The organism is Escherichia sp. E4385 (assembly GCF_963883145.1).
In the GTDB taxonomy this organism is placed as follows: Bacteria; Pseudomonadota; Gammaproteobacteria; order Enterobacterales; family Enterobacteriaceae; genus Escherichia.
On the sequence record NZ_CAWOOJ010000011.1, the window covers coordinates 13,911 to 39,534 of the forward strand.

At 49.9% G+C, this 25,624-nt stretch carries 29 protein-coding genes; 15 read left to right on the forward strand and 14 right to left on the reverse strand.

Annotated elements, in window-relative coordinates; genetic code table 11:
• Nucleotides 1–76: 76 nt before the first annotated feature.
• Nucleotides 77–868: a DNA-binding transcriptional regulator KdgR gene (gene kdgR, locus AACS80_RS09915; protein ID WP_096849880.1), complete on the forward strand. Its 792-nt coding sequence runs from the start codon at nucleotides 77–79 to the stop codon at nucleotides 866–868.
• A gap of 146 nt (nucleotides 869–1,014) precedes the next feature.
• Here the strand turns inward: kdgR and AACS80_RS09920 are convergent, their stop codons facing one another.
• Nucleotides 1,015–1,254 (reverse strand): YobH family protein, encoded by a 240-nt coding sequence (locus AACS80_RS09920; RefSeq protein ID WP_130208729.1) that lies wholly within the window; start codon nucleotides 1,252–1,254, stop codon nucleotides 1,015–1,017.
• Between the two features lie 156 nt (nucleotides 1,255–1,410).
• Between AACS80_RS09920 and mgrB the strand changes: the two genes are divergently transcribed.
• From mgrB to rlmA, 5 genes are all read left to right on the forward strand, one after another.
• Nucleotides 1,411–1,554, forward strand: coding sequence for a PhoP/PhoQ regulator MgrB (gene mgrB, locus AACS80_RS09925; RefSeq protein ID WP_130208449.1), 144 nt, complete (start codon nucleotides 1,411–1,413; stop codon nucleotides 1,552–1,554).
• 74 nt (nucleotides 1,555–1,628) lie between these two features.
• On the forward strand, nucleotides 1,629–1,916 hold the full coding sequence (locus AACS80_RS09930) for a YebO family protein (protein ID WP_130223513.1): 288 nt from the start codon (nucleotides 1,629–1,631) through the stop codon (nucleotides 1,914–1,916).
• 664 nt (nucleotides 1,917–2,580) lie between these two features.
• Entirely contained in the window at nucleotides 2,581–2,697 is a 117-nt protein-coding gene (locus tag AACS80_RS09935) for a DUF2627 domain-containing protein (RefSeq protein ID WP_064529246.1), read from the forward strand.
• A gap of 39 nt (nucleotides 2,698–2,736) precedes the next feature.
• Nucleotides 2,737–2,946, forward strand: a complete 210-nt coding sequence (gene cspE, locus AACS80_RS09940; protein WP_001062678.1) for a transcription antiterminator/RNA stability regulator CspE — start codon at nucleotides 2,737–2,739, stop codon at nucleotides 2,944–2,946.
• 167 nt (nucleotides 2,947–3,113) lie between these two features.
• Nucleotides 3,114–3,923 (forward strand): 23S rRNA (guanine(745)-N(1))-methyltransferase, encoded by an 810-nt coding sequence (rlmA, locus tag AACS80_RS09945; protein ID WP_135410039.1) that lies wholly within the window; start codon nucleotides 3,114–3,116, stop codon nucleotides 3,921–3,923.
• Here rlmA and mntP read toward each other — a convergent pair.
• The 5 genes from mntP to manX all read right to left on the reverse strand — a co-directional run bounded on the left by mntP (nucleotide 3,920) and on the right by manX (nucleotide 8,056).
• Entirely contained in the window at nucleotides 3,920–4,486 is a 567-nt protein-coding gene (mntP, locus tag AACS80_RS09950; protein ID WP_001353153.1) for a manganese efflux pump MntP, read from the reverse strand. The two genes, rlmA and mntP, sit on opposite strands and share 4 nt — an antisense overlap.
• Before the next feature lie 358 nt (nucleotides 4,487–4,844).
• A complete protein-coding gene (locus AACS80_RS09955; protein ID WP_000156255.1) occupies nucleotides 4,845–5,303 on the reverse strand; it encodes a DUF986 family protein in 459 nt (152 codons plus the stop codon).
• A gap of 54 nt (nucleotides 5,304–5,357) precedes the next feature.
• On the reverse strand, nucleotides 5,358–6,209 hold the full coding sequence (gene manZ, locus AACS80_RS09960; RefSeq protein WP_130208438.1) for a PTS mannose transporter subunit IID: 852 nt from the start codon (nucleotides 6,207–6,209) through the stop codon (nucleotides 5,358–5,360).
• A gap of 12 nt (nucleotides 6,210–6,221) precedes the next feature.
• Nucleotides 6,222–7,022, reverse strand: a complete 801-nt coding sequence (manY, locus tag AACS80_RS09965) for a PTS mannose transporter subunit IIC (protein WP_064529241.1) — start codon at nucleotides 7,020–7,022, stop codon at nucleotides 6,222–6,224.
• A gap of 62 nt (nucleotides 7,023–7,084) precedes the next feature.
• The gene (gene manX, locus AACS80_RS09970; protein WP_130223509.1) at nucleotides 7,085–8,056 is read right to left on the reverse strand and encodes a PTS mannose transporter subunit IIAB; all 972 of its coding nucleotides are present in this window, start codon (nucleotides 8,054–8,056) and stop codon (nucleotides 7,085–7,087) included.
• A gap of 316 nt (nucleotides 8,057–8,372) precedes the next feature.
• Between manX and AACS80_RS09975 the strand changes: the two genes are divergently transcribed.
• A complete protein-coding gene (locus tag AACS80_RS09975; protein ID WP_001327808.1) occupies nucleotides 8,373–8,531 on the forward strand; it encodes a protein YoaL in 159 nt (52 codons plus the stop codon).
• Entirely contained in the window at nucleotides 8,519–10,075 is a 1,557-nt protein-coding gene (yoaE, locus tag AACS80_RS09980) for a CNNM family cation transport protein YoaE (protein ID WP_000394983.1), read from the forward strand. The genes AACS80_RS09975 and yoaE overlap by 13 nt, the downstream gene beginning before the upstream one ends.
• 3 nt (nucleotides 10,076–10,078) lie before the next feature.
• Here yoaE and AACS80_RS09985 read toward each other — a convergent pair whose 3' ends face one another.
• The 4 genes from AACS80_RS09985 to pabB all read right to left on the reverse strand — a co-directional run bounded on the left by AACS80_RS09985 (nucleotide 10,079) and on the right by pabB (nucleotide 15,299).
• Nucleotides 10,079–11,677, reverse strand: a complete 1,599-nt coding sequence (locus AACS80_RS09985; RefSeq protein ID WP_138183774.1) for an EAL domain-containing protein — start codon at nucleotides 11,675–11,677, stop codon at nucleotides 10,079–10,081.
• Nucleotides 11,678–11,807: 130 nt separating this feature from the next.
• Nucleotides 11,808–13,172: an L-serine ammonia-lyase gene (gene sdaA, locus AACS80_RS09990; protein WP_138183775.1), complete on the reverse strand. Its 1,365-nt coding sequence runs from the start codon at nucleotides 13,170–13,172 to the stop codon at nucleotides 11,808–11,810.
• Nucleotides 13,173–13,355: 183 nt separating this feature from the next.
• Complete coding sequence (locus tag AACS80_RS09995; RefSeq protein WP_135410038.1) at nucleotides 13,356–13,934, reverse strand: CoA pyrophosphatase; 579 nt, start codon at nucleotides 13,932–13,934, stop codon at nucleotides 13,356–13,358.
• A gap of 3 nt (nucleotides 13,935–13,937) precedes the next feature.
• Nucleotides 13,938–15,299, reverse strand: a complete 1,362-nt coding sequence (gene pabB, locus AACS80_RS10000) for an aminodeoxychorismate synthase component 1 (RefSeq protein ID WP_135410037.1) — start codon at nucleotides 15,297–15,299, stop codon at nucleotides 13,938–13,940.
• A gap of 73 nt (nucleotides 15,300–15,372) precedes the next feature.
• Between pabB and AACS80_RS10005 the strand changes: the two genes are divergently transcribed.
• A complete protein-coding gene (locus AACS80_RS10005) occupies nucleotides 15,373–15,552 on the forward strand; it encodes a YoaH family protein (RefSeq protein ID WP_130218763.1) in 180 nt (59 codons plus the stop codon).
• Between the two features lie 6 nt (nucleotides 15,553–15,558).
• Complete coding sequence (locus AACS80_RS10010) at nucleotides 15,559–15,711, forward strand: hypothetical protein (RefSeq protein ID WP_240725813.1); 153 nt, start codon at nucleotides 15,559–15,561, stop codon at nucleotides 15,709–15,711.
• Between the two features lie 124 nt (nucleotides 15,712–15,835).
• Here AACS80_RS10010 and AACS80_RS10015 read toward each other — a convergent pair whose 3' ends face one another.
• Entirely contained in the window at nucleotides 15,836–16,135 is a 300-nt protein-coding gene (locus AACS80_RS10015) for a DUF1889 family protein (protein ID WP_130208426.1), read from the reverse strand.
• Nucleotides 16,136–16,568: 433 nt separating this feature from the next.
• Nucleotides 16,569–16,913, reverse strand: a complete 345-nt coding sequence (locus tag AACS80_RS10020) for a RidA family protein (protein WP_010376144.1) — start codon at nucleotides 16,911–16,913, stop codon at nucleotides 16,569–16,571.
• Between the two features lie 131 nt (nucleotides 16,914–17,044).
• Here AACS80_RS10020 and AACS80_RS10025 point away from each other — a divergent pair, with 131 nt between their 5' ends.
• From AACS80_RS10025 to rnd, 5 genes are all read left to right on the forward strand, one after another.
• A complete protein-coding gene (locus AACS80_RS10025) occupies nucleotides 17,045–18,955 on the forward strand; it encodes an ATP-dependent DNA helicase (protein WP_135410036.1) in 1,911 nt (636 codons plus the stop codon).
• A gap of 57 nt (nucleotides 18,956–19,012) precedes the next feature.
• Nucleotides 19,013–19,708: a tRNA (adenosine(37)-N6)-threonylcarbamoyltransferase complex dimerization subunit type 1 TsaB gene (gene tsaB, locus AACS80_RS10030; RefSeq protein WP_130208422.1), complete on the forward strand. Its 696-nt coding sequence runs from the start codon at nucleotides 19,013–19,015 to the stop codon at nucleotides 19,706–19,708.
• A gap of 38 nt (nucleotides 19,709–19,746) precedes the next feature.
• A complete protein-coding gene (yeaY, locus tag AACS80_RS10035; protein WP_130218769.1) occupies nucleotides 19,747–20,328 on the forward strand; it encodes a Slp family lipoprotein YeaY in 582 nt (193 codons plus the stop codon).
• A 204-nt stretch (nucleotides 20,329–20,532) separates the two neighbouring features.
• The gene (fadD, locus tag AACS80_RS10040) at nucleotides 20,533–22,218 is read left to right on the forward strand and encodes a long-chain-fatty-acid--CoA ligase FadD (RefSeq protein WP_130218771.1); all 1,686 of its coding nucleotides are present in this window, start codon (nucleotides 20,533–20,535) and stop codon (nucleotides 22,216–22,218) included.
• A gap of 81 nt (nucleotides 22,219–22,299) precedes the next feature.
• Complete coding sequence (rnd, locus tag AACS80_RS10045) at nucleotides 22,300–23,415, forward strand: ribonuclease D (RefSeq protein ID WP_135410211.1); 1,116 nt, start codon at nucleotides 22,300–22,302, stop codon at nucleotides 23,413–23,415.
• A 41-nt stretch (nucleotides 23,416–23,456) separates the two neighbouring features.
• Here the strand turns inward: rnd and yeaX are convergent, their stop codons facing one another.
• Together yeaX and yeaW are read right to left on the reverse strand one after the other, a co-directional pair.
• Nucleotides 23,457–24,422 (reverse strand): carnitine monooxygenase reductase subunit YeaX, encoded by a 966-nt coding sequence (gene yeaX / locus AACS80_RS10050; RefSeq protein ID WP_135410035.1) that lies wholly within the window; start codon nucleotides 24,420–24,422, stop codon nucleotides 23,457–23,459.
• A 55-nt stretch (nucleotides 24,423–24,477) separates the two neighbouring features.
• Nucleotides 24,478–25,602, reverse strand: coding sequence for a carnitine monooxygenase, oxygenase subunit YeaW (gene yeaW / locus AACS80_RS10055; RefSeq protein WP_000067822.1), 1,125 nt, complete (start codon nucleotides 25,600–25,602; stop codon nucleotides 24,478–24,480).
• Nucleotides 25,603–25,624 lie beyond the last annotated feature (22 nt).

The following is a 25,624-nucleotide window of genomic DNA, read 5'->3' on the forward strand; positions in this document are numbered from 1 at the left end:
ATTGCGACCACCCTGGCGCGAAATTATAATAAAAAACAGTTCTAATTTTTATAAAACACTCGCAATGAGGTGATAAATGGCTAACGCAGATCTGGATAAACAACCTGATTCTGTATCTTCCGTACTGAAGGTTTTTGGCATTTTGCAGGCGCTGGGCGAAGAGCGCGAAATAGGGATAACCGAGCTGTCACAGCGCGTCATGATGTCAAAAAGCACCGTTTATCGCTTTTTACAGACCATGAAAACCTTGGGCTATGTCGCGCAGGAAGGGGAGTCGGAGAAATACTCTCTGACCCTGAAATTATTTGAGCTGGGCGCTCGTGCGCTACAAAACGTCGATCTTATTCGCAGTGCTGATATCCAGATGCGTGAGATCTCCCGTTTGACCAAAGAAACCATTCATCTTGGCGCACTGGATGAAGACAGTATCGTTTACATCCACAAAATTGACTCTATGTACAATTTGCGCATGTATTCACGGATTGGCCGTCGTAATCCGCTGTACAGCACTGCGATTGGTAAGGTGCTGCTTGCATGGCGCGATCGCGATGAAGTGAAGCAAATTCTTGAGGGCGTTGAATATAAACGCAGCACCGATCGGACCATCACTAGCACAGAGGCGTTATTACCCGTGTTAGATCAGGTCCGTGAGCAGGGATACGGCGAAGATAACGAAGAGCAGGAAGAAGGGCTGCGCTGCATCGCCGTTCCGGTGTTTGACCGCTTTGGCGTGGTGATTGCCGGCTTGAGTATTTCCTTCCCGACGCTGCGTTTTTCTGAAGAACGTTTGCAGGAGTATGTGGCTATGTTGCATACGGCAGCGCGCAAAATATCCGCACAAATGGGGTATCACGACTATCCATTCTGATTAAAATAAGAACCTGTCTGCATAAAATTCAGACAGGTTCTTCATTTAGCGTGGATTAAATAATGTTAATAGTGATATCGTTCGAGCAGAAGATGAAAGTACTTTATATCCATTAGTTTTGATGTGGATATTTGTACCGTTATCTATCAATCATTATCGACGACGATATTGCTTTTACGTAGCAGCGGGCAATCTGTAATCCCCAAAAATCCACTTTTAGTATGCAGATATTGCACCGTGCTTGTGCTTCGGGCGGTGAGATATGTGCATTGCAGCCCTAACCCGGCAGCATTTTCCTTGCTTCCAATCAGAACGCCATATCCGCTGAGTAATAATCCTGTCCATACCAGTGCTATCAAGATAATTGTGCGAATGATGAATCGCATTACGACCTCTTCTCTTTTTGTTTGCTTAATCGTAGCGGCAATATGGACTGAAGTAAGCGTATCATTCCGAAAAAGCACGAATATCGACATGGTTAGACGTTGTTTAACTAACGCATGATAGTTTAAAGGCAGAAGATAGGTTAAACGGAGATTGGAGTGAAAAAGTTTCGATGGGTCGTTCTGGTTGCCGCTGTGCTGGCTTTCTTGCTGCTATGGATGCAGGTATTCAACATAATGTGCGATCAGGATGTGCAATTTTTCAGCGGAATTTGTGCCATCAATCAGTTCATCCCATGGTGATATCATTTTTTCATCAGTAGATTTCCTTCCTGCGTAGCAGTGGTAAAATGGCGCCTCTACTTAGAGGTGGTTAAATGAACGAAGTTGTAAATTCAGGCGTGATGAACATTGCGTCTTTGGTCGTATCGGTAGTAGTTCTTATTATTGGGCTCATCTTGTGGTTTTTCATCAACCGTGCCAGTTCCCGGACTAACGAACAGATTGAACTGCTTGAGGCATTACTGGATCAGCAAAAACGGCAGAATGTACTGTTACGCCGCTTGTGCGAAGCTAACGCACCTGAAAAAGCCGATGAAAAGGTTACTGAGAACCAAAAAACGGGTGAAGATGAAGATATTATTCGTCTGGTAGCAGAACGGTAATCCTTCCTGCAATTTGAGTAACCCTGTGTTGATGGGTTACTCATCTCATCATTCTTACATGCACTATAATGATGCAATTGATTAAAATTAATCCTTTATTGGATTTTGATTATTTTCTCTGTTATTTATTCATTTATTTTGATATCAGAAAAAGTTATTTTTTGTACTTGCTGATTGGGATGTTTGCATCGGAATATTGATTAATTACAGTATTGTTTATAAGCGAAACGTTTCTCTTCTCATTTTTTATCATTCATCATTTTTTCTTATTTTACATTATTAATATGCTTTGAATATGGCATCGGCATTGCATCTATGTATGTTGTTAACTGACTGTTTTATGAGATAAAGTTATATAACACTTTATCATTACATAGTATAAAAGGTGATATCACACACATTGTGGAATTAAATTGTATTTCTGAACTGGAAGATTAGAACTTATTGAACTATGTTAGAAACCACATCAGTTCAGGCATCTGTTTGTACTGGTATGCTTAAGTGTCTCGATATATCGACACGCAGTTCGTTGCATAAATGTGCAAAAAAAGTGGAAGGCGCATCGAGATTTGTGCAGCTGATCGAGACATGTTTAAAAATGGCTTGCCATAATTAACGTTGTATGTGATAACAGCTTTGGGTTAAACGAGGTACAGTTCTGTTTATGTGTGGCATTTTCAGTAAAGAAGTCCTGAGTAAACACGTTGTCGTTGAATACCGCTTCTCTGCCGAACCTTATATTAGTGCCTCAAGCAGTAATGTGTCAGTTTTATCTCTGTAATGCCTGCGGGCGAAGAAAACAATCTAAGGAATTTTTCAAATGGCAAAGATTAAAGGTCAGGTTAAGTGGTTCAACGAGTCTAAAGGTTTTGGCTTCATTACTCCGGCTGATGGCAGCAAAGATGTGTTCGTACACTTCTCCGCTATCCAGGGTAATGGCTTCAAAACTCTGGCCGAAGGCCAGAACGTTGAGTTCGAAATTCAGGACGGCCAGAAAGGTCCGGCAGCTGTTAACGTAACCGCTATCTGATCGAATTCACTGATCTGAAGTGTTAACGCACTTCAATCTCGCTATAAAGCCTCGTCGAAAAAGCGAGGCTTTTTACTTTGTTTAATGCTCGCTTACGACCTTCGAATATTTGCCCGCAGCGCGATTCGCGCTACACTTGCGGCATTTAGTATCCCGCCGGAGTTTTCATGTCGTTTTCCTGTCCACTTTGCCACCAGCTTCTATCTCTTGAAAAAAATAGCTATATCTGTCCGCAGCGGCATCAATTTGATATGGCGAAAGAGGGATATGTCAATCTGCTACCCGTTCAATATAAACGATCCCGCGATCCGGGAGACAGCGCGGAAATGATGCAGGCGCGACGTGCGTTTTTAGATGCCGGTCATTACCAGCCGCTTCGTGATGCGATAGTCGCTCAATTGCGTGGATGTCTTAATGAGCACGCAACAGCGGTACTGGATATTGGCTGTGGGGAAGGGTATTACACTCATGCTTTTGCCGATGCCTTGCCAGTAGTGACAACCTTTGGTCTTGATGTCTCTAAGGTCGCAATTAAAGCTGCGGCGAAACGCTATAAGCAGGTTACCTTTTGTGTCGCTTCCAGCCATCGTCTGCCTTTTGCCGATGCCAGTATGGATGCCATTATTCGCATCTACGCGCCATGCAAAGCAGAAGAGTTAGCGCGTGTCGTCAAACCGGGAGGGTGGGTAATTACAGTTACTCCAGGGCCACGACATTTAATGGAGTTGAAAGGGCTGATTTACGACGAAGTACTTCTGCATGCCCCCCATACTGAACAACTGGAAGGTTTTGCATTACAGCAGAGCGATGAACTGCGGTATCCGATGCGTCTTCGCGGCGATGAAGCTGTTGCATTGTTGCAGATGACGCCGTTTGCCTGGCGTGCGAAGCCTGATGTCTGGCAAACGTTGGCGGCAAAAGAAGTATTCGACTGCCAGACGGACTTTAATATTCACCTCTGGCAGCGAACAAATTAACCGTGGTAGTGCGTCCAGAGGATCTGGACGCCGATGCCGATCAGTACCAGCCCGCCGAGAATTTCCGCTTTTTTCCCAATAATTGAGCCGATAAAGCGACCAACCATCATCCCTAATGTCGACATAATCAAGGTTGCACAACCAATGGCCAATGCGGTCGCGATAATGTTGACCTGCAGGAAGGCAAGACCTACACCAACAGCCATGGCATCCAGGCTGGTGGCAATCGCGGTGGTTACCAGTAGCCAGAAACCGTGTCGACGGCGCGGTTCTTCATCTTCATCATCTGCGCCACGAAAACCCTCAATAATCATTCGCCCGCCGAGGAATATCAGCAGCACAAACGCAATCCAGTGGTTCCATTCGAGGACAAAGCGGCTGGCTAACATGCCCATACCCCAGCCGATCAGCGGCGTCAGGGTTTCGACGGCACCAAAAATAAGGCCGGTTCGCAACGCTTCAGAAAATTTCGGTTTATGGAGGGTGGCACCTTTACCGATTGATGCAGCAAATGCATCCATCGACATACCAAACGCAAGAAGAACAGTAGCAGTGATATTCATGACAACGTCCTGACCGGGGTATCCATAAAACACATCTTCGCCCCCCGCAAACATGCACACATGAACGACAAGAGGCGCTCATGCAGGCATAGCGATTGATGTGCATATGGTCTCGCCTGACTGAAAATGTTCAGTCCGTACGTGCCACGTTTTGCAACGAGTATGTTGACACGTACATTTCCGGAGTCTGGAAATCGGCTACTCCCCAAATGAGGGCGCAACCTTAACATATTTTGAGAATATAAAACAACTGTTGGAATATATTATTTCATTACTTCATTGATAACGATTTTCATTTAGATTTATATATAAATGAAACGTTAAAATAAATAACAAATGATCGAAGAGATAATATAGCCTATTGAGTTGAAACAAGAAGTTTATAAATCTTTTCCAGATCGTCGATATTTCGAACGCGGATTAACAACCGACGCTGTTCTAATTGCATAACCAGGACACCATCTTCCGATAAGTTCATTGCTTTTATCCGGCTATATTCAATCCAGACATTGGCGAAGAAAAAACCTTTTTGTTTAAAGATGATCTTCGGAACGCGGATCCAGAATATATAAAAACCCATCAGAGCCAGTGCACTTAATAACCATGTTGTTATTAGCGCGCCATGATTCGTGACGTTGTTATAGATAAGAATGACAATCAATCCGACGAAGATAACGCTATCGATGCGACCACGCCGGAGCAAAGGAATTGCCAGCAGGGTGGGGCCGTTACGGCGGGGCATGATGAACTGATCGTAGATCGCGAAGGCCAGGAGTGCGGCGATGAAAAGAATCAGTACCAGGTCCGTGATTGTCATTAATCCTCCAGATAAAAAAACGGGGCCAAAAGGCCCCGGTAGTGTACAACAGTCTTACAGTCCCAGCAGGCCGCAAGCGTAACCAGCGATACCGATGACGAAGAAGCCAACGATGATCCACAGCGGATTAACTTTTTTGCGCAGCAGCCACATACAAGCAAAGGTCAGCAGCAGTGGTACAAGGCCTGGCATTAACTGGTCAAGAATGGTCTGTACAGTGGTAACGTGCTCTTTACCCGTCTGGTCAGTGATGCGTGAGACCACCAGCGGGATATTGACATGTGTCCACTTGTTAACCAATGCCCCCATGACAAACAGGCCGAGAATAGACGCCCCTTCCGTCAGTTTTTGCAGGAAGCCGCCGCCCATATCTTTAACGATATCGATGCCCTTGGAGTAACCATATGCTACGCCGTAGTAACGCGTTGCCAGACGTACCAGGTTAAACAGGATAAAGAACAGCAACGGACCTAACAGGCTGCCGCTCATCGCGATACCGGCGCCCAGCGCTGCAAATACCGGACGTACCGTACCCCAGAAGATTGGGTCGCCTACACCTGCCAGCGGACCCATCAGACCTACTTTGATACCGTTGATTGCACCATCGTCGATCTCTGCACCGTTAGCACGCTGTTCTTCCAGCGCCAGGGTTACGCCCAGAATTGGTGCCGCCACGAACGGTTGGGTGTTAAAGAATTCGAGGTGACGTTTAATCGCCTGTTTACGGGCATCGTTATTTTCCGGGTAGAGGCGACGAATCGCCGGCACCATAGAGAAGCAGAAGCCCAGCGCCTGCATACGCTCGAAGTTCCATGAACCCTGGAAGAGGTTAGAACGCAGGAAGACGCCACGAATATCACTCTTAGTGAGTTTTTTCTCAGTGGTAGTTTGAGTTGTATCAACCATTTCGCTCACCTGTTAGTCCAGTTCGTTGTCGAGATCGTTGTTACCAGCAGCCTGAACTGGCGCACCGGCGACACGGTTATATTTCGGGCTCAGCTGAATGTAGAGCACCGCCATAACGGTACCGATGACACCCAGAGCAACCAGGTTAAAGTTGGTGAATGCTGCGGTTACGAAGCCGAGGTAGAAGAACGGCATCAGGTAGCCAGCACGCATCATGTTGATAACCATCGCATAACCAACTACCACGATCATGCCACCGGCAATGTTCAGACCATTGGTCACCACTTCCGGAATGGCGTTCAGCATGTTTTGAACTTCACTGGTACCAACAGAAAGCGCAACGATAACGGCCGGAATAGCCACACGCATAGCTTGCAGGAACAGAGACGAAACGTGAATCCATGAAATCGCCGTCAGGTTACCGTTTTCAGCTGCTTTATCCGCAGCGTGCTGGAAGGCAACGGTAATAGTACGAACGATAATGGTCAGCACCTGGCCTGCTGCTGCCAGAGGGATTGCTAGCGCGATACCGGCACCGATGCTCTGATGACCAGCAATAACCAGAATGGTAGAAATAATAGAAGCCAGGGCGGCGTCAGGTGCAACAGCGGCACCGATGTTCATCCAACCCAGTGCGATCATTTCAAGGGTACCACCGATAATAATACCGGTTTTCATATCCCCAAGAACGATACCCACCAGGGTACACGCGATTAGCGGACGGTGAAACTGAAATTCATCGAGGATTGATCCCATACCTGCGATACAGGCTACGATAAATACCAGCACAATTTGAAGAGCGGTAATCTCCATTGTACTTCTCCTGTTTACGTAAGACTTAAGTGTGAAAACTGAGTGATAATCAACACAATACGTTACTTATCGATTTTGCTGATCAGATCCATCATTTTCAGTTTCTGGTCGGTGGAAACCTTACGGACTTCCAGCTCGATACCGCGCGCATTCAGTTTCTTGAACGCTTCGATATCTTTTTCATCAACCGAAACCGCGTTATTCACCTGAGTTTTGCCCTGACGGAATGCCATACCACCGACGTTGACTGAGGTGATTTTCACGCCGCCTTCAACGAGACGCTCAACATCTGTCGGGTTGGTAAATAACAGCATCACGCGTTCGCCCGCATATTTCGGGTTGTTGTAGACGCGAATCATTTTGGCGACATCAACTACATGCGCTGTTACGCCGGGAGGTGCAACCTGGGTGAGCAGTGTCTTACGAACGGTATCCGCAGCCACTTCGTCACTAACTACGATGATACGGGAGACATTAGTTTCTTTGGTCCAGCGGGTAGCAACCTGACCGTGAATCAAACGATCGTCGATACGCGCGAGGCCAATTACCATATAGTCGTTTGGTCCCATCGGTTTTGCCGGTGCAGGAGCCGCTTTCGGTGCCGCTGCGGCGGGGGCAGGTGCTGCTTTTTCAACTGGTTTCGCTTTCAGTGCTTTCACACCTTCGCGGCCTGTTTCTACGGCCAGTGCTACCAGTTCGTCAAAGCTTGGATCATCATCACGAGCCATTAACGTTTCCACTAGCATTGGAATGTTAACGCCTGCGATCACTTCATAATGCTCTTTGTCGACGACAATGCGGCTGGCAGCATTGAACGGACTGCCTCCCCATGTATCAACGAGAAACAGCACGCCTTTAGTGGTGTCGAGTTTTGCCAACTGAGCGTTGTACTTTTCAATCAGCGTTTCGGCATTTTCACCTGGAACGAAATCGATCCAGCCGACGTTTTCCTGCTCGCCTAACAGCATTTCTGCCGTTTTAAGCAACTGCTCTGCAGCCCAACCATGTGTGCCTATAACAATAGCAATGGTCACTTGCTACCTCCTTTATTATCGTTAACACCTCAACGTGCCAGATGTATTTTTGAATCGTCGTCCACAATCGAATCGATTCAGATAAGGGCTACAACCAAAAACCCCTGCGTTTCGCGATTTATTTTAGATATCGAAAAAATTATTTTATGTGATGAAGATCCGTAATTTAACTTTCGATTAGCAGAAATTTCGAAAGGTAAAATATCCTTGTCACATTCGTTTGCAAAGGAAGGTAAATCTTTGCCAAATCAGAGGCGTCTCTGATATGTTTAACTCCCGTTTAACAACCATGGAGTATAGGGCAGTAGCCCGCAGTATGGATCGTCACCGACGTCATTTCAGTATCAGGCCTTTTAACGCCTGCCTTTCTGGCACTCTATGCCGCACCTTTCGTTTGCATTTTGTCGTTACGCCTGCATTATTTCTGGCGTCGAATAGCTATTCCTTAAGCAGGAGCTTGTCATGGAATTCTTAATGGACCCCTCAATTTGGGCGGGGCTACTCACGCTTGTTGTTCTCGAAATTGTGCTGGGTATCGATAACCTGGTCTTCATCGCCATTCTTGCTGACAAACTGCCGCCAAAACAACGCGATAAAGCGCGTTTGCTGGGGTTATCACTGGCGCTGATTATGCGTCTGGGGCTGCTGTCGCTGATTTCATGGATGGTCACGCTGACCAAACCGCTATTTACCGTCATGGATTTCTCCTTCTCCGGACGCGACCTGATTATGTTGTTCGGGGGGATATTCTTGCTGTTCAAAGCAACAACCGAACTGCATGAACGGCTGGAAAACCGCGATCATGATTCCGGCCACGGTAAAGGCTACGCCAGTTTCTGGGTGGTCGTCACACAGATTGTCATCCTTGACGCCGTCTTCTCGTTGGATGCGGTAATTACTGCAGTAGGGATGGTTAACCATCTGCCGGTGATGATGGCGGCGGTAGTGATTGCGATGGCGGTTATGTTGCTGGCATCCAAACCGCTGACGCGATTCGTTAACCAGCACCCCACGGTGGTGGTGCTCTGTCTGAGCTTCCTGTTAATGATTGGTCTGAGTCTGGTGGCAGAAGGTTTCGGTTTCCACATTCCGAAAGGTTACCTGTATGCCGCGATTGGCTTCTCGATCATCATCGAAGTGTTTAACCAGATTGCGCGTCGCAACTTTATTCGTCACCAGTCGACTTTGCCGCTGCGAGCCCGTACTGCCGATGCCATCCTGCGTTTGATGGGCGGGAAACGTCAGGCCAATGTTCAGCACGATGCCGATAACCCGATGCCGATGCCGATCCCGGAAGGTGCATTTGCCGAAGAAGAACGTTACATGATTAACGGCGTACTGACGCTGGCGTCGCGTTCTCTGCGCGGGATCATGACGCCGCGCGGTGAAATAAGCTGGGTTGACGCTAATCTCGGGGTCGATGAAATCCGCGAGCAGCTGCTCTCCTCACCGCACAGCCTGTTCCCGGTATGTCGCGGTGAACTGGATGAAATCATCGGAATCGTACGTGCTAAAGAACTGCTGGTGGCGCTGGAAGAGGGCGTTGATGTGGCGGCGATTGCTTCGGCGTCTCCGGCGATTATCGTCCCTGAAACCCTCGATCCGATCAACCTGCTGGGCGTGCTGCGTCGTGCTCGCGGGAGCTTTGTTATCGTGACCAACGAGTTTGGTGTGGTACAAGGCTTGGTCACGCCGCTGGATGTGCTGGAAGCCATTGCGGGTGAATTCCCGGACGCTGACGAAACGCCGGAAATCATTACTGATGGTGACGGCTGGCTGGTAAAAGGCGGTACAGATTTGCATGCCTTGCAGCAGGCGCTTGATGTTGAGCACCTTGCCGATGACGATGATATCGCGACGGTCGCGGGCCTCGTGATCTCGGCAAATGGTCACATTCCCCGTGTGGGCGATGTGATTGATGTAGGGCCACTGCATATCACCATCATTGAAGCCAATGATTATCGTGTTGATCTGGTTCGCATTGTTAAAGAGCAACCGGCGCACGATGAAGATGAGTAAGCGTTAACGTAACGGCATAATGGGCGTGATATGTCCATTATGCCGGGCGGGCGGCGGTTGGCTGCCCGCCAGCCATTTGGGAAAATCACGTAGCGGCATCGGCTGTGCGTACAAATACCCTTGCAAAATATGCACGCCATGACGGCGCAAATACTTCGCCTGTTCTTGCGTTTCCACGCCCTCCGCCACCAGTTCAATATTCAGTCTTTGCCCCAGCGCGATGATGATATCGGTCACCGTCGAGTTAACCGCGTCAGAACCTATAGCTGCGGTAAATGACTTATCAATTTTCAGCACGTCAGGACGTAATGTTTCAAGCCAGGAAAACGAGCTGTTGCCGGTGCCGAAGTCATCAATCGCCAGTTTGACGTTTTTACGATGCAGCTCGCGGGCAATCCGATAATCAACATCCAGTAAGGCATCGCGTTCGGTGATTTCGAGGATCAGTTGCTGAATCGGGTGAGCGCTAAACCAGTACTGATTGAGATCTTTTATCAGCACACCACGGCGAAAATGGCTGGGTGCGACGTTAATGCCAACATGAAACTGACTACTCATCGGGAAAACATGGCGCTGACGAATGGTTTCTGCCATCACATAGCGGGTCAGTGGCACAATTAAATGATGTTCTTCCGCGATAGGAATAAACACATCCGGTGAAATCCAGCCCTGACGCGGATTGTTCCAGCGCAGCAAAATCTCTACACCAATACATTGCTGCGAGCGTGCATTGAGCAGGGGCTGACAAAATAACTCAAATTCGCGCTGCGCCAGCCCGAGATTTATCTCGCGTGAAAAGCTCATTCTATGGGCCGTGGCCAACCATGCGATGTACCCCACCAGTAAACTCAACAGTACCGCTAGTGGGAACTGGCTGGGAAGATATTGCAACGCCAGCACTGTCGCACCAGGTCCACTAACGCTGATGATAAAAGGAAAATTCTGCGATGAAACCTGGTAACGTTCATTGCCATTAAGCGGAGGTAAAGAATCAACCAGACCATCATCATAGAGTAAATGGCGATCGGCTACCGTCAGGCTGGCCGTTCTTATTTGCGGTAATTGCGGCTCCAGCAACATTGCCATCAACAGGTCGATGTTGATCATCTCCATCACGCCATCTCGACCATTGCCCGGTAAAGGTGTCCACTGAATCAATACCGGGCTGTCTTTAATTAATACGCGGTCGGTAGTTAAGCGTAAAAGGGGCTGCGGCGCGGGTAAATCAGCCTGGATATCTTCAGCAGGAACATTGCGATAACCAAAAATGCTGGAACAATAAAGCGTGCCGTCTTGCACCAGGCCAATTGACCGTACAGTTTGCAGTTTTGCCGCCTGTTTGCGTAAGGGGAGATGGGCGACTGAGCAGGGGAGTCCAATCAGGGGAAGCAGTACGTTGTTACCCGCCTGAAGTGGAAGCAGGACTTTGTCTAATTCCTCAACGGCGTGATTGGCAAAGAGCACTACCCGCTGCTGATTTAAGTTCCGCTGTGAAATAAATCGCACGCTCAGTGTTGCCACAAACGTAAAGAGTGCGCAAATCGTACAAACAATCATTCGATTACGGCGATAGGTTTTAATGATCCGTTGTGCTTTTTGCATGCGGGCCACCCGGTAAGCGTATGGCGACAAACGCCTGACGCAACAGTGGAAGTGTAGTGGGGAAAATTACAGCAGACGAGAAAGCGGGGATAAATTCGCCCATCCGTTGCAGATGGGCGAGGATAAAGTATTAGTCACACTGGACTTTAATCGCCAGACCACCGCGTGAGGTTTCGCGATATTTAGCGTTCATATCCTTTCCTGTTTCGTACATCGTTTCGATGACTTTATCCAGTGAGACGCGTGGTGCACTAGTACGACGCAGAGCCATCCGCGCGGCGTTAATCGCCTTCACTGATGCAATAGCGTTACGTTCAATGCACGGAACCTGAACCTGACCCGCAACCGGGTCGCAAGTCAGACCAAGATTGTGTTCCATGCCAATTTCCGCCGCCACGCAAACCTGTTCAGGGCTACCGCCCAACAGTTCTGCAAGACCCGCCGCAGCCATTGAACAGGCAACGCCCACTTCGCCCTGGCAACCGACTTCCGCACCGGAAATAGACGCGTTCATTTTGTACAGTGCGCCAATCGCTCCGGCCGCCATAAAGTAGCGGGTATAAATATCAGGGCTGACCGATTCAATAAAGTGGTCATAGTATGCCAGCACTGCCGGAACGATGCCGCAAGCACCGTTAGTCGGTGCAGTTACCACACGCCCCCCCGCTGCGTTTTCTTCGTTAACTGCCAGCGCAAACATGTTTACCCAGTCGATGACATTCATCGGATCGTTAGACAGTTTATCGCTGGAAACCAGCATTCGGCGCAGGGCAGACGCACGGCGCGGAACACGCAGCGGGCCAGGCAATACGCCTTCGGTGTTCATGCCGCGATCGATACATGCCTGCATGGTTTGCCAGACATGAGCGAAATACTCGTCGATCTCTTTCTTACTGTGCAGCGCCAGTTCGTTCTGCATTGCCAGACCGGAAAGGGAATAACCGGTTTCATTACAGTATGCCAGCATCTCGGTGGCGGATTTAAACGGATACGGCACGCTCACTTCGTTGGCAGCATCGTGACCAAAATGTTCTTCATCGACGATAAAACCGCCGCCGATGGAATAATAAGTTTTGCTGTAAACAACTGTATCGCCGTTATACGCGTGGATCTGCATGCCGTTTTCATGCAGCGGCAGGTTACCGTTATGAAAACGCATCCCGTTGTCGCGTGGGAAATCCACTTCATGCCGTCCCTGTGCCAGCAGCAGACGTTCGCGCTCTTCTACGTCGCGAATAAAACCGGGAATACTGTCGATATCCACGGTGGCAGGTTCGTTACCTGCAAGACCCATAATAATGGCGATATCGGTGTGGTGGCCTTTACCCGTCAGCGACAGTGAACCATAAACGTCCACGGCAACGCGGGTAACGCTATCCAGTAAGCCTTTTTCGACCAGATCATCGACGAACTGTTTACCCGCCTTCATAGGCCCTACAGTATGGGAAGATGAGGGACCAATCCCCACCTTAAACATGTCGAATAGACTAATCACGATAATACTCCTGACAAGGTGACTGGACTTCCAGTAACGAACGAATAACAGCGCATAGTGTAAGAGGGAACGCGGCGACAGGCTTAACTATTCACATGAATTAAACTAATCAAAAACCGCGATTTAACTAATATTGCGATGATTGTCTCAAGTAGTGTTTTGTAGATGTAAAGATAAGTATAGTCAGGGTTTCACACCAATTTGCAGCGCCAGTTCACGAATTATGCCTGCGGTCATTCCCCATACAAAATACTGTTCGTACCAGGAAAGCCATATCCGATGCGAATCGCCACGGCGGTAGATATCCAAAGGATGATAACGGCCCAAATGTAACGCCTGGGCGAGCGGCATTTCAAATACTGCGGAGACTTCATCTTCACTGGCGCGATACGGTAAATCAGGCGGGATAATGCCGACCACGGGAGTGACCTGGTAGCCCGTAACGCTATCGACAGGGGGTAACACGCCGATAACCTCAACGGCTGAAGGCGGTATGGCGACCTCTTCTTCGGCTTCACGCAGCGCAGCGGCGATAACTGACGCGTCCGTGTCATCGACTGCACCTCCAGGGAATGCGACTTGTCCAGCATGTTTGCGCAGATGAATGGAACGCTGAGTCAGCAGCAAGCCCGGTTGCGGTCGGCGTACGATGGGGATTAACACGGCAGCCTGACGATGATTTAAGGTTTCCCGGTTAATTTGCGGACGCAATAGTTGAAATCGCGATAAAAAATCATCAAGCGTCAGGCCACGGTATTCCACGTCTTACTTCTCCAGTTGCTTCAGGATACGATTAACTTTATCAAAAGTTTCCTGATATTCCGCTTCTTCCTGGCTATCAGCAACGATGCCGCCACCAGCGGAACAGTAAATCTGCCCGTTAACCGCCGTCAGCGTGCGGATGGTGATGCTGGTATCCATATTGCCGCAGAAGCTTAAATAGCCAATGCTGCCGCACCAGGCATTGCGTCGCTGCGGTTCCAGTTCATCAATAATCTCCATTGCCCGCACTTTCGGCGCGCCGGTGATTGAACCACCAGGAAAAGCCGCGCGCAGCAGATCGCTGGCGTGTAACTGTTCTGGTAGTCGCGCCGTTATGGTGCTGACCAGATGATGCACGGCAGGGAAGGGTTCTACAACAAACAGTTCAGGCACTTTTACTGAGCCTGGTACAGCAACGCGACCGATGTCGTTGCGCATTAAATCGACAATCATCAGGTTTTCGGCGCGATCTTTCGGTGAGTTCGCCAGTTTTTCAGCTTGTTTTCTATCTTCCTGAGGATCGGACAAGCGTGGGAGCGTGCCTTTAATCGGGCGGGTCTGGATCTCACCACCATCACAAAGAATAAACCGTTCTGGTGAAAGGCTTAAAATCACGCCTTGTTCCAGACGCAGGAAGGCACTGAACGGTGCGCGGTTGGCCTGATTAAGCTGAGCGAACGCCTGCCATTCATCGCCAGAATAGGTCGCGTGAAAACGCTGGGCGAGATTCACCTGATAGCAATCGCCGCTGTGCAGATATTCCTGCACCTGGCGAAATTTCTCGCCATACTGCTCGCGGTTCATATTGGATTGCCAGGCGGAGGTTAACTTGAAATCTTGCTGTGGTGCTATTTGCTGGCTGTCCAGCCACGCCAGACGAGCATTGACATCACGATGGCTGAGTAGCGAAATACGCTGACGCTGGTGGTCGACGATCAGCGCCCAGTCGTAGATACCAACCGCCATGTCAGGCAAGTCGACATCTCGTTGCGCAATTTCTGGCAGTGACTCAAACCGACGACCCAGATCGTAGCCAAACAGCCCAAGCGCGCCGCCCTGAAATGGCAAATTATTGCTATGCGACGGGTGAATGTTTGCGCGGTCCAGTGCCTGTTGGAGCACTTTGAGCGGATCGTCAGTGGTCGTTGTGCGGATTTCTCCTTCACATACCCGGGTTTCATTATCGTGAGTGGTTAAAGTGCAAACGGGGTCAGCCACCACAATATCAAAGCGACTATGCGGATGGTCGGCGTAGCCGGAGTGCAACAACATCGCCCACGGCAGGTGGCTTAAGCGGGCAAAATAAAATTCAGCGGCGTCCTGACGCCAGGGTAAAGTAATCACAGCGGGAGATAACGTCTTCATCAGTCCTGACTCTACTGGCTATGTGCCGGGTAGCATGAAATAATTAGCGCCAACAATTTAGCAGGAGTTAACAATGTTTGCAGGTTTACCTTCACTCACCCATGAACAGCAGCAAAAAGCCGTTGAGCGTATTCAGGAACTGATGGCACAGGGGATGAGCAGCGGTCAGGCAATCGCGCTGGTGGCAGAAGAGCTGCGCGCCAACCATACCGGCGAGCAAATAGTGGCGCGTTTTGAGGATGAAGACGAGTAACACAAAATGATCCGTATCGATTTCGTCACGGATGACGTCCTGTATCTTGATACGGATAGCCTCATCGGCTGGGATTTTTCCGGCATGAACTTACATCGTGCCATTTTTGACGGTCTGTGCCTGGACGGCGCGCGTTATGACAATGGTCCGCTGTGTTGAAACAAAAATCACGGGGCCATATCTGTTGATTAATTTTGGCTGTGTTTATGATGACGAGAAAAAAGGACGCTTTTCTGAGGTCAATGAAAGCGTCCGGATTGATTTTTAAAGCTGGAGTTTTAACTCACACAAGGGCTTTAAGTTCTTCCTGCATATAAGACGAGAAGTATTCAGGGTTTTTAATCACCACGCGTTCGCCAGAATCCATCTTTTTTGCCCATCCCACCATTTTTTCCGTGAATCCAGGATTCCAGCCTTCCTGTTCAGCTCGCGCAGTAATATCGGCGGTACTCGCGGGGACTCCCAGGTCATGCAAATATTTAAATATTCCTTTCGCCGTACTTTCATTCATCGAGCTTGGTGTTGATGCTGATACATCCATGGCACTAATGAAATCCAGGGCTTTATCTATTGCAGCAGGCATATTCTTGTCCTTAAATTAACCACGTTTTTGATAAGGCTATATATGACCTTAAATTGCATCTAATATCAAAGGGATTATAACGATATCTCATTAGTTAACCTGTTGACATTCAGGTATTTTAAAGGTAGCAGGTCATGGCGGGTTTTCTAGTGATATGGCAAAAAATTAACGGTAAATCGCCGCGCTCCAGCCAGATTGTTAAGGGCAGAAAAGTCAGAGTAAACGGCTCGGGGAGTTAACAGAATGGTTTAATTTGGGTGATTAATATCATTTTTGTATAGATGCAGTTGAAATCATAAAAATAAGTTACCTGACGGATTTCATTATTTATCTAAAGTATCCTCTTAAACACTGGCCGATTTGTTTATAACCGACCAGTATTTTCGAACAATTATCGTCAGATTTTTACTTTGATAGAATTCTTTTTCAGGAATTAAACCGCAGCGATAATCTTAATTTCAACCTTGTACTGCGGATTCATCAGCCCCGCCTGCACCGTGCAGCGCACCGGCGCGTGACCCGCTACAACCCAGGCATCCCATGCTTTATTCATTGCCGCAAAGTCGTTTTTATCGGCAAGGAAAATGGTGGCATCCAGAATGCTCGATTTATTGCTGCCCTGTTTTTCCAGCACGGCGTCAATTTGCGCCAGCGTGTTGGCGGTTTGTTCAAAAGCATCGGCATCGAGGTTTTCTGGTACGCCAGTGTAGTAGAGCGTGTTGTTGTGGATCACCACATCAGACCAGCGGGCTTCAGCGTCGATACGAACGATAGTCATCATTATGTCCTCATTAACTTTCCATTTTTGTGCTGCAAAGACTGCCACAATGTGAGGTTGCCGTCACCACTTCAACTGGCGAAAACCAGCCTGGCCTGACATAATCCCTGTTCAAATCAACAGGGGGTAGTGTGACGGACGATTTTGCACCAGACGGTCAACTGGCGAAAGCGATACCTGGTTTTAAGCCGCGTGAACCACAGCGACAGATGGCAGTCGCTGTGACCCAGGCGATAGAAAAAAGCCAGCCGCTGGTGGTGGAAGCGGGAACCGGTACGGGTAAAACCTATGCCTACCTTGCTCCTGCACTGCGGGCGAAAAAGAAAGTCATCATCTCAACTGGCTCAAAAGCGTTGCAGGATCAGCTCTACAGCCGCGATTTGCCGACGGTGGCAAAGGCGCTGAAATACACTGGCAACGTGGCGTTGCTGAAAGGGCGCTCAAACTACCTCTGCCTCGAACGACTGGAACAGCAGGCACTGGCGGGCGGAGATTTGCCAGTACAAACCTTAAGCGATGTGATCCTCCTGCGTTCATGGTCAAATCAGACGGTAGATGGCGATATCAGCACCTGCGTTAGCGTGGCGGAAGACTCGCAGGCGTGGCCGCTGGTCACCAGCACCAACGACAACTGTCTTGGCAGCGACTGCCCGATGTATAAAGATTGCTTTGTGGTCAAAGCGCGTAAAAAAGCGATGGATGCTGATGTGGTTGTGGTGAACCATCATCTGTTTCTGGCGGATATGGTGGTTAAAGAAAGTGGATTTGGCGAGTTGATCCCGGAAGCAGACGTGATGATCTTCGACGAAGCCCACCAGCTGCCGGACATTGCCAGCCAGTACTTTGGACAGTCGCTCTCCAGCCGACAACTGCTCGATCTGGCAAAAGACATCACCATCGCCTATCGCACCGAATTAAAAGACACTCAACAGTTACAAAAATGCGCCGACCGTCTTGCCCAGAGCGCGCAGGATTTTCGTCTGCAACTCGGCGAGCCAGGTTATCGCGGTAATCTGCGCGAACTGTTAGCCAACCCACAAATTCAGCGGGCGTTTTTACTGCTCGATGACACCCTTGAACTCTGTTACGACGTGGCGAAACTGTCTTTGGGGCGTTCCGCCTTGCTGGATGCGGCATTTGAACGTGCCACGTTATATCGTACACGTCTGAAGCGGTTGAAAGAGATCAACCAACCAGGCTACAGCTACTGGTACGAATGCACTTCGCGCCATTTTACTTTGGCGCTCACGCCGCTCAGCGTGGCGGATAAATTTAAAGAGCTAATGGCGCAAAAGCCCGGAAGCTGGATCTTTACCTCGGCAACGTTGTCGGTGAATGACGATCTGCATCATTTCACCTCGCGGCTTGGCATCGAACAGGCCGAGTCGTTGCTGTTACCCAGCCCCTTTGATTACAGCCGCCAGGCGTTACTCTGTGTGCCGCGCAACCTGCCGCAAACCAACCAGCCAGGTTCCGCACGGCAACTGGCAGCAATGCTGCGACCGATCATCGAAGCCAACAACGGTCGTTGTTTTATGCTTTGCACCTCGCACGCCATGATGCGCGATCTGGCTGAGCAGTTCCGCGCCACCATGACGCTTCCCGTATTGTTGCAGGGGGAAACCAGCAAAGGGCAATTGTTGCAGCAATTTGTCACTGCCGGTAACGCGCTTCTTGTGGCAACCAGCAGCTTCTGGGAAGGGGTGGACGTGCGTGGCGATACGTTGTCGCTGGTGATTATCGACAAATTACCGTTTACCTCGCCGGATGATCCACTGTTAAAAGCGCGCATGGAAGATTGCCGTTTGCGTGGTGGTGACCCGTTCGATGAAGTGCAACTACCAGATGCCGTCATTACTCTCAAACAGGGAGTAGGGCGACTGATTCGCGACGCCGACGATCGCGGCGTGCTGGTGATTTGTGACAATCGGTTGGTGATGCGCCCTTATGGCGCTACTTTCCTTGCCAGCCTGCCGCCCGCGCCGCGTACCCGTGATATTGCCCGTGCGGTTCGTTTCCTTGCGATACCATCCTCCAGGTAATTTGTGATGGAGTATGGTATGATGCGCGCCTTTTTATTGATCTAAGCACGAAGACCCATGCGAATTCTGGCTATCGATACCGCGACAGAGGCCTGCTCTGTCGCCCTGTGGAACGACGGTACTGTCAATGCTCATTTCGAGCTTTGCCCACGTGAACATACTCAACGAATCTTACCGATGGTGCAGGATATCCTGACCGCCAGCGGAACCTCCCTGACTGACATTAACGCTCTGGCTTACGGGCGCGGCCCCGGTAGTTTCACCGGCGTACGCATCGGTATTGGCATCGCGCAAGGACTGGCACTTGGTGCGGAGCTACCGATGATTGGCGTCTCCACGCTAATGACGATGGCGCAAGGGGCGTGGCGCAAAAACGGCGCAACCCGCGTGCTGGCAGCCATTGACGCGCGAATGGGCGAAGTTTACTGGGCCGAATATCAGCGTGATGAAAACGGTGTCTGGCACGGTGAAGAAACCGAAGCCGTACTCAAACCAGAACTCGTTCATGAACGGATGCAACAGCTTTCCGGTGAATGGGCGACCGTGGGTACAGGCTGGCAAGCCTGGCCGGATCTCGGTAAAGAGAGCGGTCTGGTTTTGCGCGATGGCGAAGTGTTACTGCCCGCTGCAGAAGATATGCTGCCGATTGCCTGTCAGATGTTTGCCGAGGGTAAAACGGTGGCGGTGGAACATGCCGAGCCGGTTTATTTGCGTAACAACGTCGCGTGGAAGAAACTTCCGGGCAAAGAATGAATCTTAAGAGTATGCCCTGAGAAAAAAGGAGTCGCATCATGGCGGTTCAAAACAATGTTATCAAAGGCATACTGGCAGGTACGTTTGCGCTAATACTGAGCGGTTGTGTCACTGTGCCGGACGCCATTAAAGGCAGTAGCCCAACGCCGCAACAAGATTTAGTTCGGGTGATGAATGCGCCGCAGCTGTACGTTGGTCAGGAAGCGCGATTTGGCGGTAAAGTGGTTGCGGTGCAAAACCAGCAAGGGAAAACCCGCCTGGAAATTGCCACTGTACCACTCGACAGCGGAGCAAGACCGACGCTGGGAGAACCGTCGCGTGGGCGCATTTATGCCGATGTGAATGGTTTTCTTGATCCGGTCGATTTCCGAGGCCAGCTGGTGACAGTTGTCGGGCCAATCACCGGTACGGTTGACGGAAAAATTGGCAACACGCCATATAAATTTATGGTAATGCAGGCAACGGGTTACAAACGTTGGCATTTAACCCAGCAGGTGATTATGCCGCCACAGCCGATTGATCCCTGGTTTTATGGTGGGCGAGGCTGGCCCTATGGCTACGGCGGATGGGGCTGGTATAATCCCGGCCCCGCGAGAGTACAAACAGTTGTAACTGAATAATTGCTTGTTTTTAAAGAAAAAGAAACAGCGGCTGGTCCGCTGTTTCTGCATTCTTACGGTAAAGATAAAAATAAATAGTGACGCGCTTCGCAACCTTTTCGTTGGGTAATTATCAAGCTGGTAAGATGAGTTAATATTATGTTAACAATATGTTTATCACTTGGGGTTGCGATGACGACGAACACGCATTTTAGAGGTGAAGAATTGAAGAAGGTTTGGCTTAACCGTTATCCCGCGGACGTTCCGACGGAGATCAACCCTGACCGTTATCAATCTCTGGTAGATATGTTTGAGCAGTCGGTCACGCGCTACGCCGATCAGCCCGCGTTTATGAATATGGGGGAGGTAATGACCTTCCGCAAGCTGGAAGAACGCAGTCGCGCGTTTGCCGCTTATTTGCAACAAGGGTTGGGGCTGAAGAAAGGCGATCGCGTTGCGCTGATGATGCCTAACTTATTGCAATATCCAGTGGCGCTGTTCGGCATTTTGCGCGCCGGGATGATTGTCGTAAACGTCAACCCGTTGTATACCCCGCGCGAGCTTGAGCATCAGCTTAACGATAGTGGCGCATCGGCGATTGTTATCGTGTCTAACTTTGCTCACACCCTGGAAAAAGTGGTTGATAAAACTGCAGTCCAGCACGTTATTCTGACCCGTATGGGCGATCAACTTTCTACGGCGAAAGGGACGCTGGTCAACTTCGTTGTTAAATACATCAAGCGTCTGGTGCCGAAATATCATCTGCCAGATGCCATATCATTTCGTAGCGCCCTGCATAACGGCTACCGGATGCAGTACGTCAAACCTGAACTGGTGCCGGAAGATTTAGCTTTCCTGCAATACACTGGCGGCACTACAGGCGTGGCGAAAGGCGCGATGCTGACTCACCGCAATATGCTGGCGAACCTGGAACAGGTCAACGCCACCTATGGGCCGTTGCTGCATCCAGGTAAAGAACTGGTAGTAACGGCACTGCCGCTCTATCACATTTTTGCACTAACCATTAACTGTCTGCTGTTTATTGAACTGGGCGGGCAGAACCTGCTTATTACTAACCCACGTGATATTCCGGGGCTGGTGAAAGAACTGGCAAAATATCCGTTTACCGCTATCACCGGCGTAAACACCTTGTTCAATGCGTTGCTGAACAATAAAGAGTTCCAGCAACTGGATTTCTCCAGTCTGCACCTTTCCGCAGGCGGTGGGATGCCTGTTCAACAAGTGGTGGCAGAACGCTGGGTGAAACTGACCGGACAGTATCTGCTGGAAGGTTATGGCCTGACCGAGTGCGCGCCGCTGGTCAGCGTTAACCCGTATGATATTGATTATCATAGCGGTAGCATCGGTTTGCCGGTGCCATCGACGGAAGCCAAACTGGTGGATGACGACGACAACGAAGTACCACCGGGTCAACCGGGTGAGCTTTGTGTCAAAGGACCGCAGGTGATGCTGGGGTACTGGCAGCGTCCGGATGCTACCGATGAGATCATCAAAAATGGCTGGTTACACACTGGCGACATCGCGGTGATGGATGAAGAAGGATTCCTGCGCATTGTCGATCGTAAAAAAGACATGATTCTGGTTTCCGGTTTTAACGTTTATCCCAACGAGATTGAAGATGTCGTCATGCAGCACCCTGGCGTACAGGAAGTCGCGGCTGTTGGCGTACCTTCCGGCTCCAGTGGCGAAGCGGTGAAAATCTTCGTAGTGAAAAAAGATCCATCGCTTACCGAAGAGTCACTGGTGACCTTTTGTCGCCGTCAGCTCACGGGCTACAAAGTACCGAAGCTGGTGGAGTTTCGTGATGAGTTACCGAAATCTAACGTCGGAAAAATTTTGCGACGAGAATTACGTGACGAAGCGCGCGGCAAAGTGGACAATAAAGCCTGAGCGTTAAGTCAGTCGTCAGACGCCGGTTAATCCGGCGTTTTTTTTGACGCCCACTAAAGAGAATACAATTTGAATTACCAAATGATTACCACGGACGATGCGCTGGCTTCTTTGTGTGAAGCTGTCCGTGCCTTTCCGGCAATAGCCCTGGATACTGAATTTGTTCGTACGCGCACTTATTACCCGCAGCTGGGGTTGATTCAACTTTTCGATGGCGAGCATCTGGCGCTAATCGATCCGCTCGGGATCACCGACTGGTCACCGCTGAAAGCGATCCTGCGTGATCCGTCCATTACCAAATTTCTCCATGCGGGCAGTGAGGATCTGGAAGTGTTCCTCAATGTCTTTGGCGAATTACCACAACCCCTAATTGACACGCAAATCCTCGCTGCTTTCTGCGGACGCCCGATGTCGTGGGGATTTGCTTCCATGGTGGAAGAGTACACCGGCGTTACGCTCGACAAGAGTGAATCGCGCACCGACTGGTTGGCAAGACCGCTAACCGAACGTCAATGCGAATACGCGGCAGCGGACGTCTGGTATTTGTTACCGATCACCGCAAAGCTAATAGTAGAAACGGAAGCCTCTGGCTGGTTACCTGCGGCGCTGGATGAATGCCGCCTGATGCAAATGCGTCGTCAGGAAGTCGTTGCGCCGGAAGATGCCTGGCGTGATATCACCAATGCCTGGCAATTACGTACGCGCCAACTGGCCTGTCTGCAACTGTTAGCCGACTGGCGACTGCGCAAGGCGCGGGAGCGCGATCTGGCGGTGAACTTTGTCGTGCGTGAAGAGCATTTGTGGTCGGTAGCGCGTTATATGCCGGGAAGTTTAGGAGAACTGGACAGCCTGGGTTTATCCGGTAGCGAAATCCGCTTCCACGGTAAAACGCTGCTGGCGCTGGTGGAAAAAGCGCAGGCATTGCCGGAAGAGGCCTTACCGCAGCCGATGCTTAACCTGATGGACATGCCCGGTTATCGCAAAGCGTTTAAAGCGATTAAATCGCTGATTACTGACGTGAGCGAAACGCACAAAATCAGCGCCGAATTGCTGGCATCGCGTCGGCAAATCAACCAGCTGCTGAACTGGCACTGGAAACTGAAACCGCAGAACAATTTGCCGGAGCTAATTTCCGGCTGGCGCGGTGAGCTGATGGCAGAAGCATTGCACAATTTATTGCAGGAATATCCGCAGTAAAACCTTCCTGAGCCGGACAGGTGCGTCCGGCTTCAGGCAAACTACAAATCCAACACCAGGCGTTTACCCTTCGCGCGTGAACAACAGATCAACATACTTTGCTGGCTGGCGCGTTCTTCATCGCTAAAATACTGGTCCCGATGGTCAGCTTCACCTTCCAGAATCACCGTTTCGCAGGTCCCGCATACCCCTTCACGACATAAACATTCCACTTTTGCCGCTTTATTATTTTCAATAACCTGCAAAATGCTCATCTCTTCCGGCACCACAAACTCTTTACCGGAACGGGCGAGCACTAGTGTAAACGCATCGCCGGTTTTGTCTTCAATAGCAAACTGCTCAAAATGCAGCGTATCGGCGGCGATGTCCAGACGTGCAGCTTCACTTCTTACCGCTTCATTTAGCGCCTCGGGGCCACAGGTATAAACGTGTGTGCCAGGTTCGATATCCGCCAATAATCGCGCTAATTCAAGTCGCGTTCCGATCGATGAGTGATGAAAATGGATTTTATCAGTCTGCGGATGCTGGACTAGCTCATCACGAAATGCGCAACTTTCTGGATTTCGCGAGCAGTAATGTAGCTGCCAGTCGACGTCGCTGTGTTGCAACTCTGCCATATGCGACAGGAAAGGGGTGATACCAATACCGCCCGCAATAAACAGATGCTTTCTGGCCGAGGGAATTAGCGCAAACAGATTATTAGGCGTCGAAATGGTCAACCGATCGCCAGCTTTCACCTGCTGATGCAAAAAGCGCGAACCACCGCGCGAGTTTTCTTCCAGTCGAACGGCAATCTGATAATGAGTTGTATCGAGCGGCGAACTCAGCAGCGAATACGCATTGCTGTACTGGTTATCACCATCGCTCATCTGCACAATGACGTGACTTCCTCCGGTGAACGCAGGTAATGGTTTGCCATCGGTTGTCACCAGCGTGAAGCGTTTCACCTGCTCGGTAAGCGGTTCTACCTGACTCACCTGTACTTCAAACATTTGATAGTCTGACATTGCTGTACTCCATCAAAAATCAGCCCGGCGGCGGAATAGACCGCCGCCGATGTCATTAGTCCTTAAATACCTGCGCCAGCAGATTATGGAAATGGGCGATACCGTGTTCGGAAATCCCGCTACCGCTACTGTCGGCCATGATGCGCCCCTGACCACGATAGCCACGCGATTTCAGCCCTTTCTGTACGCTTTCAACCAGACGTAAATCCTCCGGACGGAACACATCGCGATACCACTCAATCAGCGATTTTTGCTCGTCGGTTAACTCTTCATTGGTGAAGTAAATATCGTAGTTTTGCAGGGTGGTTTCAGAATCCACCGGGAATTCATAAATGACCGTCATCATCCCTTTGATCGGTGTGACGTTCAGCATAGTGCACGGCCACAGCCAGAAACCGTGGAATGCCGCATCCGTACCCTCTTCAAATTTAAACGACTGTTCTGACGGTTTGGCGAAACCGTATTGCAGTGTCCAGTTACCGTGCATGGTGTGCCAGTAACGATCAACCTGAACGGAGTCGGAGAAACCTGGATGCGCCGGACCACAGTGATAGCACTCGAGATAGTTATCGACAATGTTCTTCCAGTTGGCAGGCGTGCGGGTGGTAAAGCGGGCCGCCAGTTTCAGGTCGTGGACTTCCGGGCAGGCTTCCAGCACTTTCGCTCCCAGACCGGGTAACTGATCTTCTACGCTGGTGGCGTTGGGGTCCATGTTGATGAAGACGAATCCGGCATACTCTTCAAGACGCACCGGGACCAGTTGCGCTTTGTCGCTATCGAAATTGGCGACGTTTTCGCAGTTACGCGCATGGGCCAGGTTGCCATCGAGTTTGAATGCCCATGCGTGATACGGGCAGGTAATCACATTTTTTGCTTTTCCTTCACCGCTCAACAACTGATGACCACGGTGCGGGCAAACGTTATAGAACGCGCGCAAAACCTTATCACGACCGCGTACCAGCACGATGCTTTCGCCAATGATCTCACGCGTCACGTAATCATTAGCATTCGCCAGTTCGCTACTGTGGGCGACACAAATCCAGCTTTTAGCGAAGACGTTCTCTTTTTCGTGTTCAAAGGCGTTCTGATCGGTATAAAAACGGGCAGGAATGGTCCACGCCTCTTGCGGGTTAGCGCAAAAATTTTCGGGTAGTACAAAGTCAGGGCTCAGATTGCTCATAGGGATACCTTTATCGTTAGGA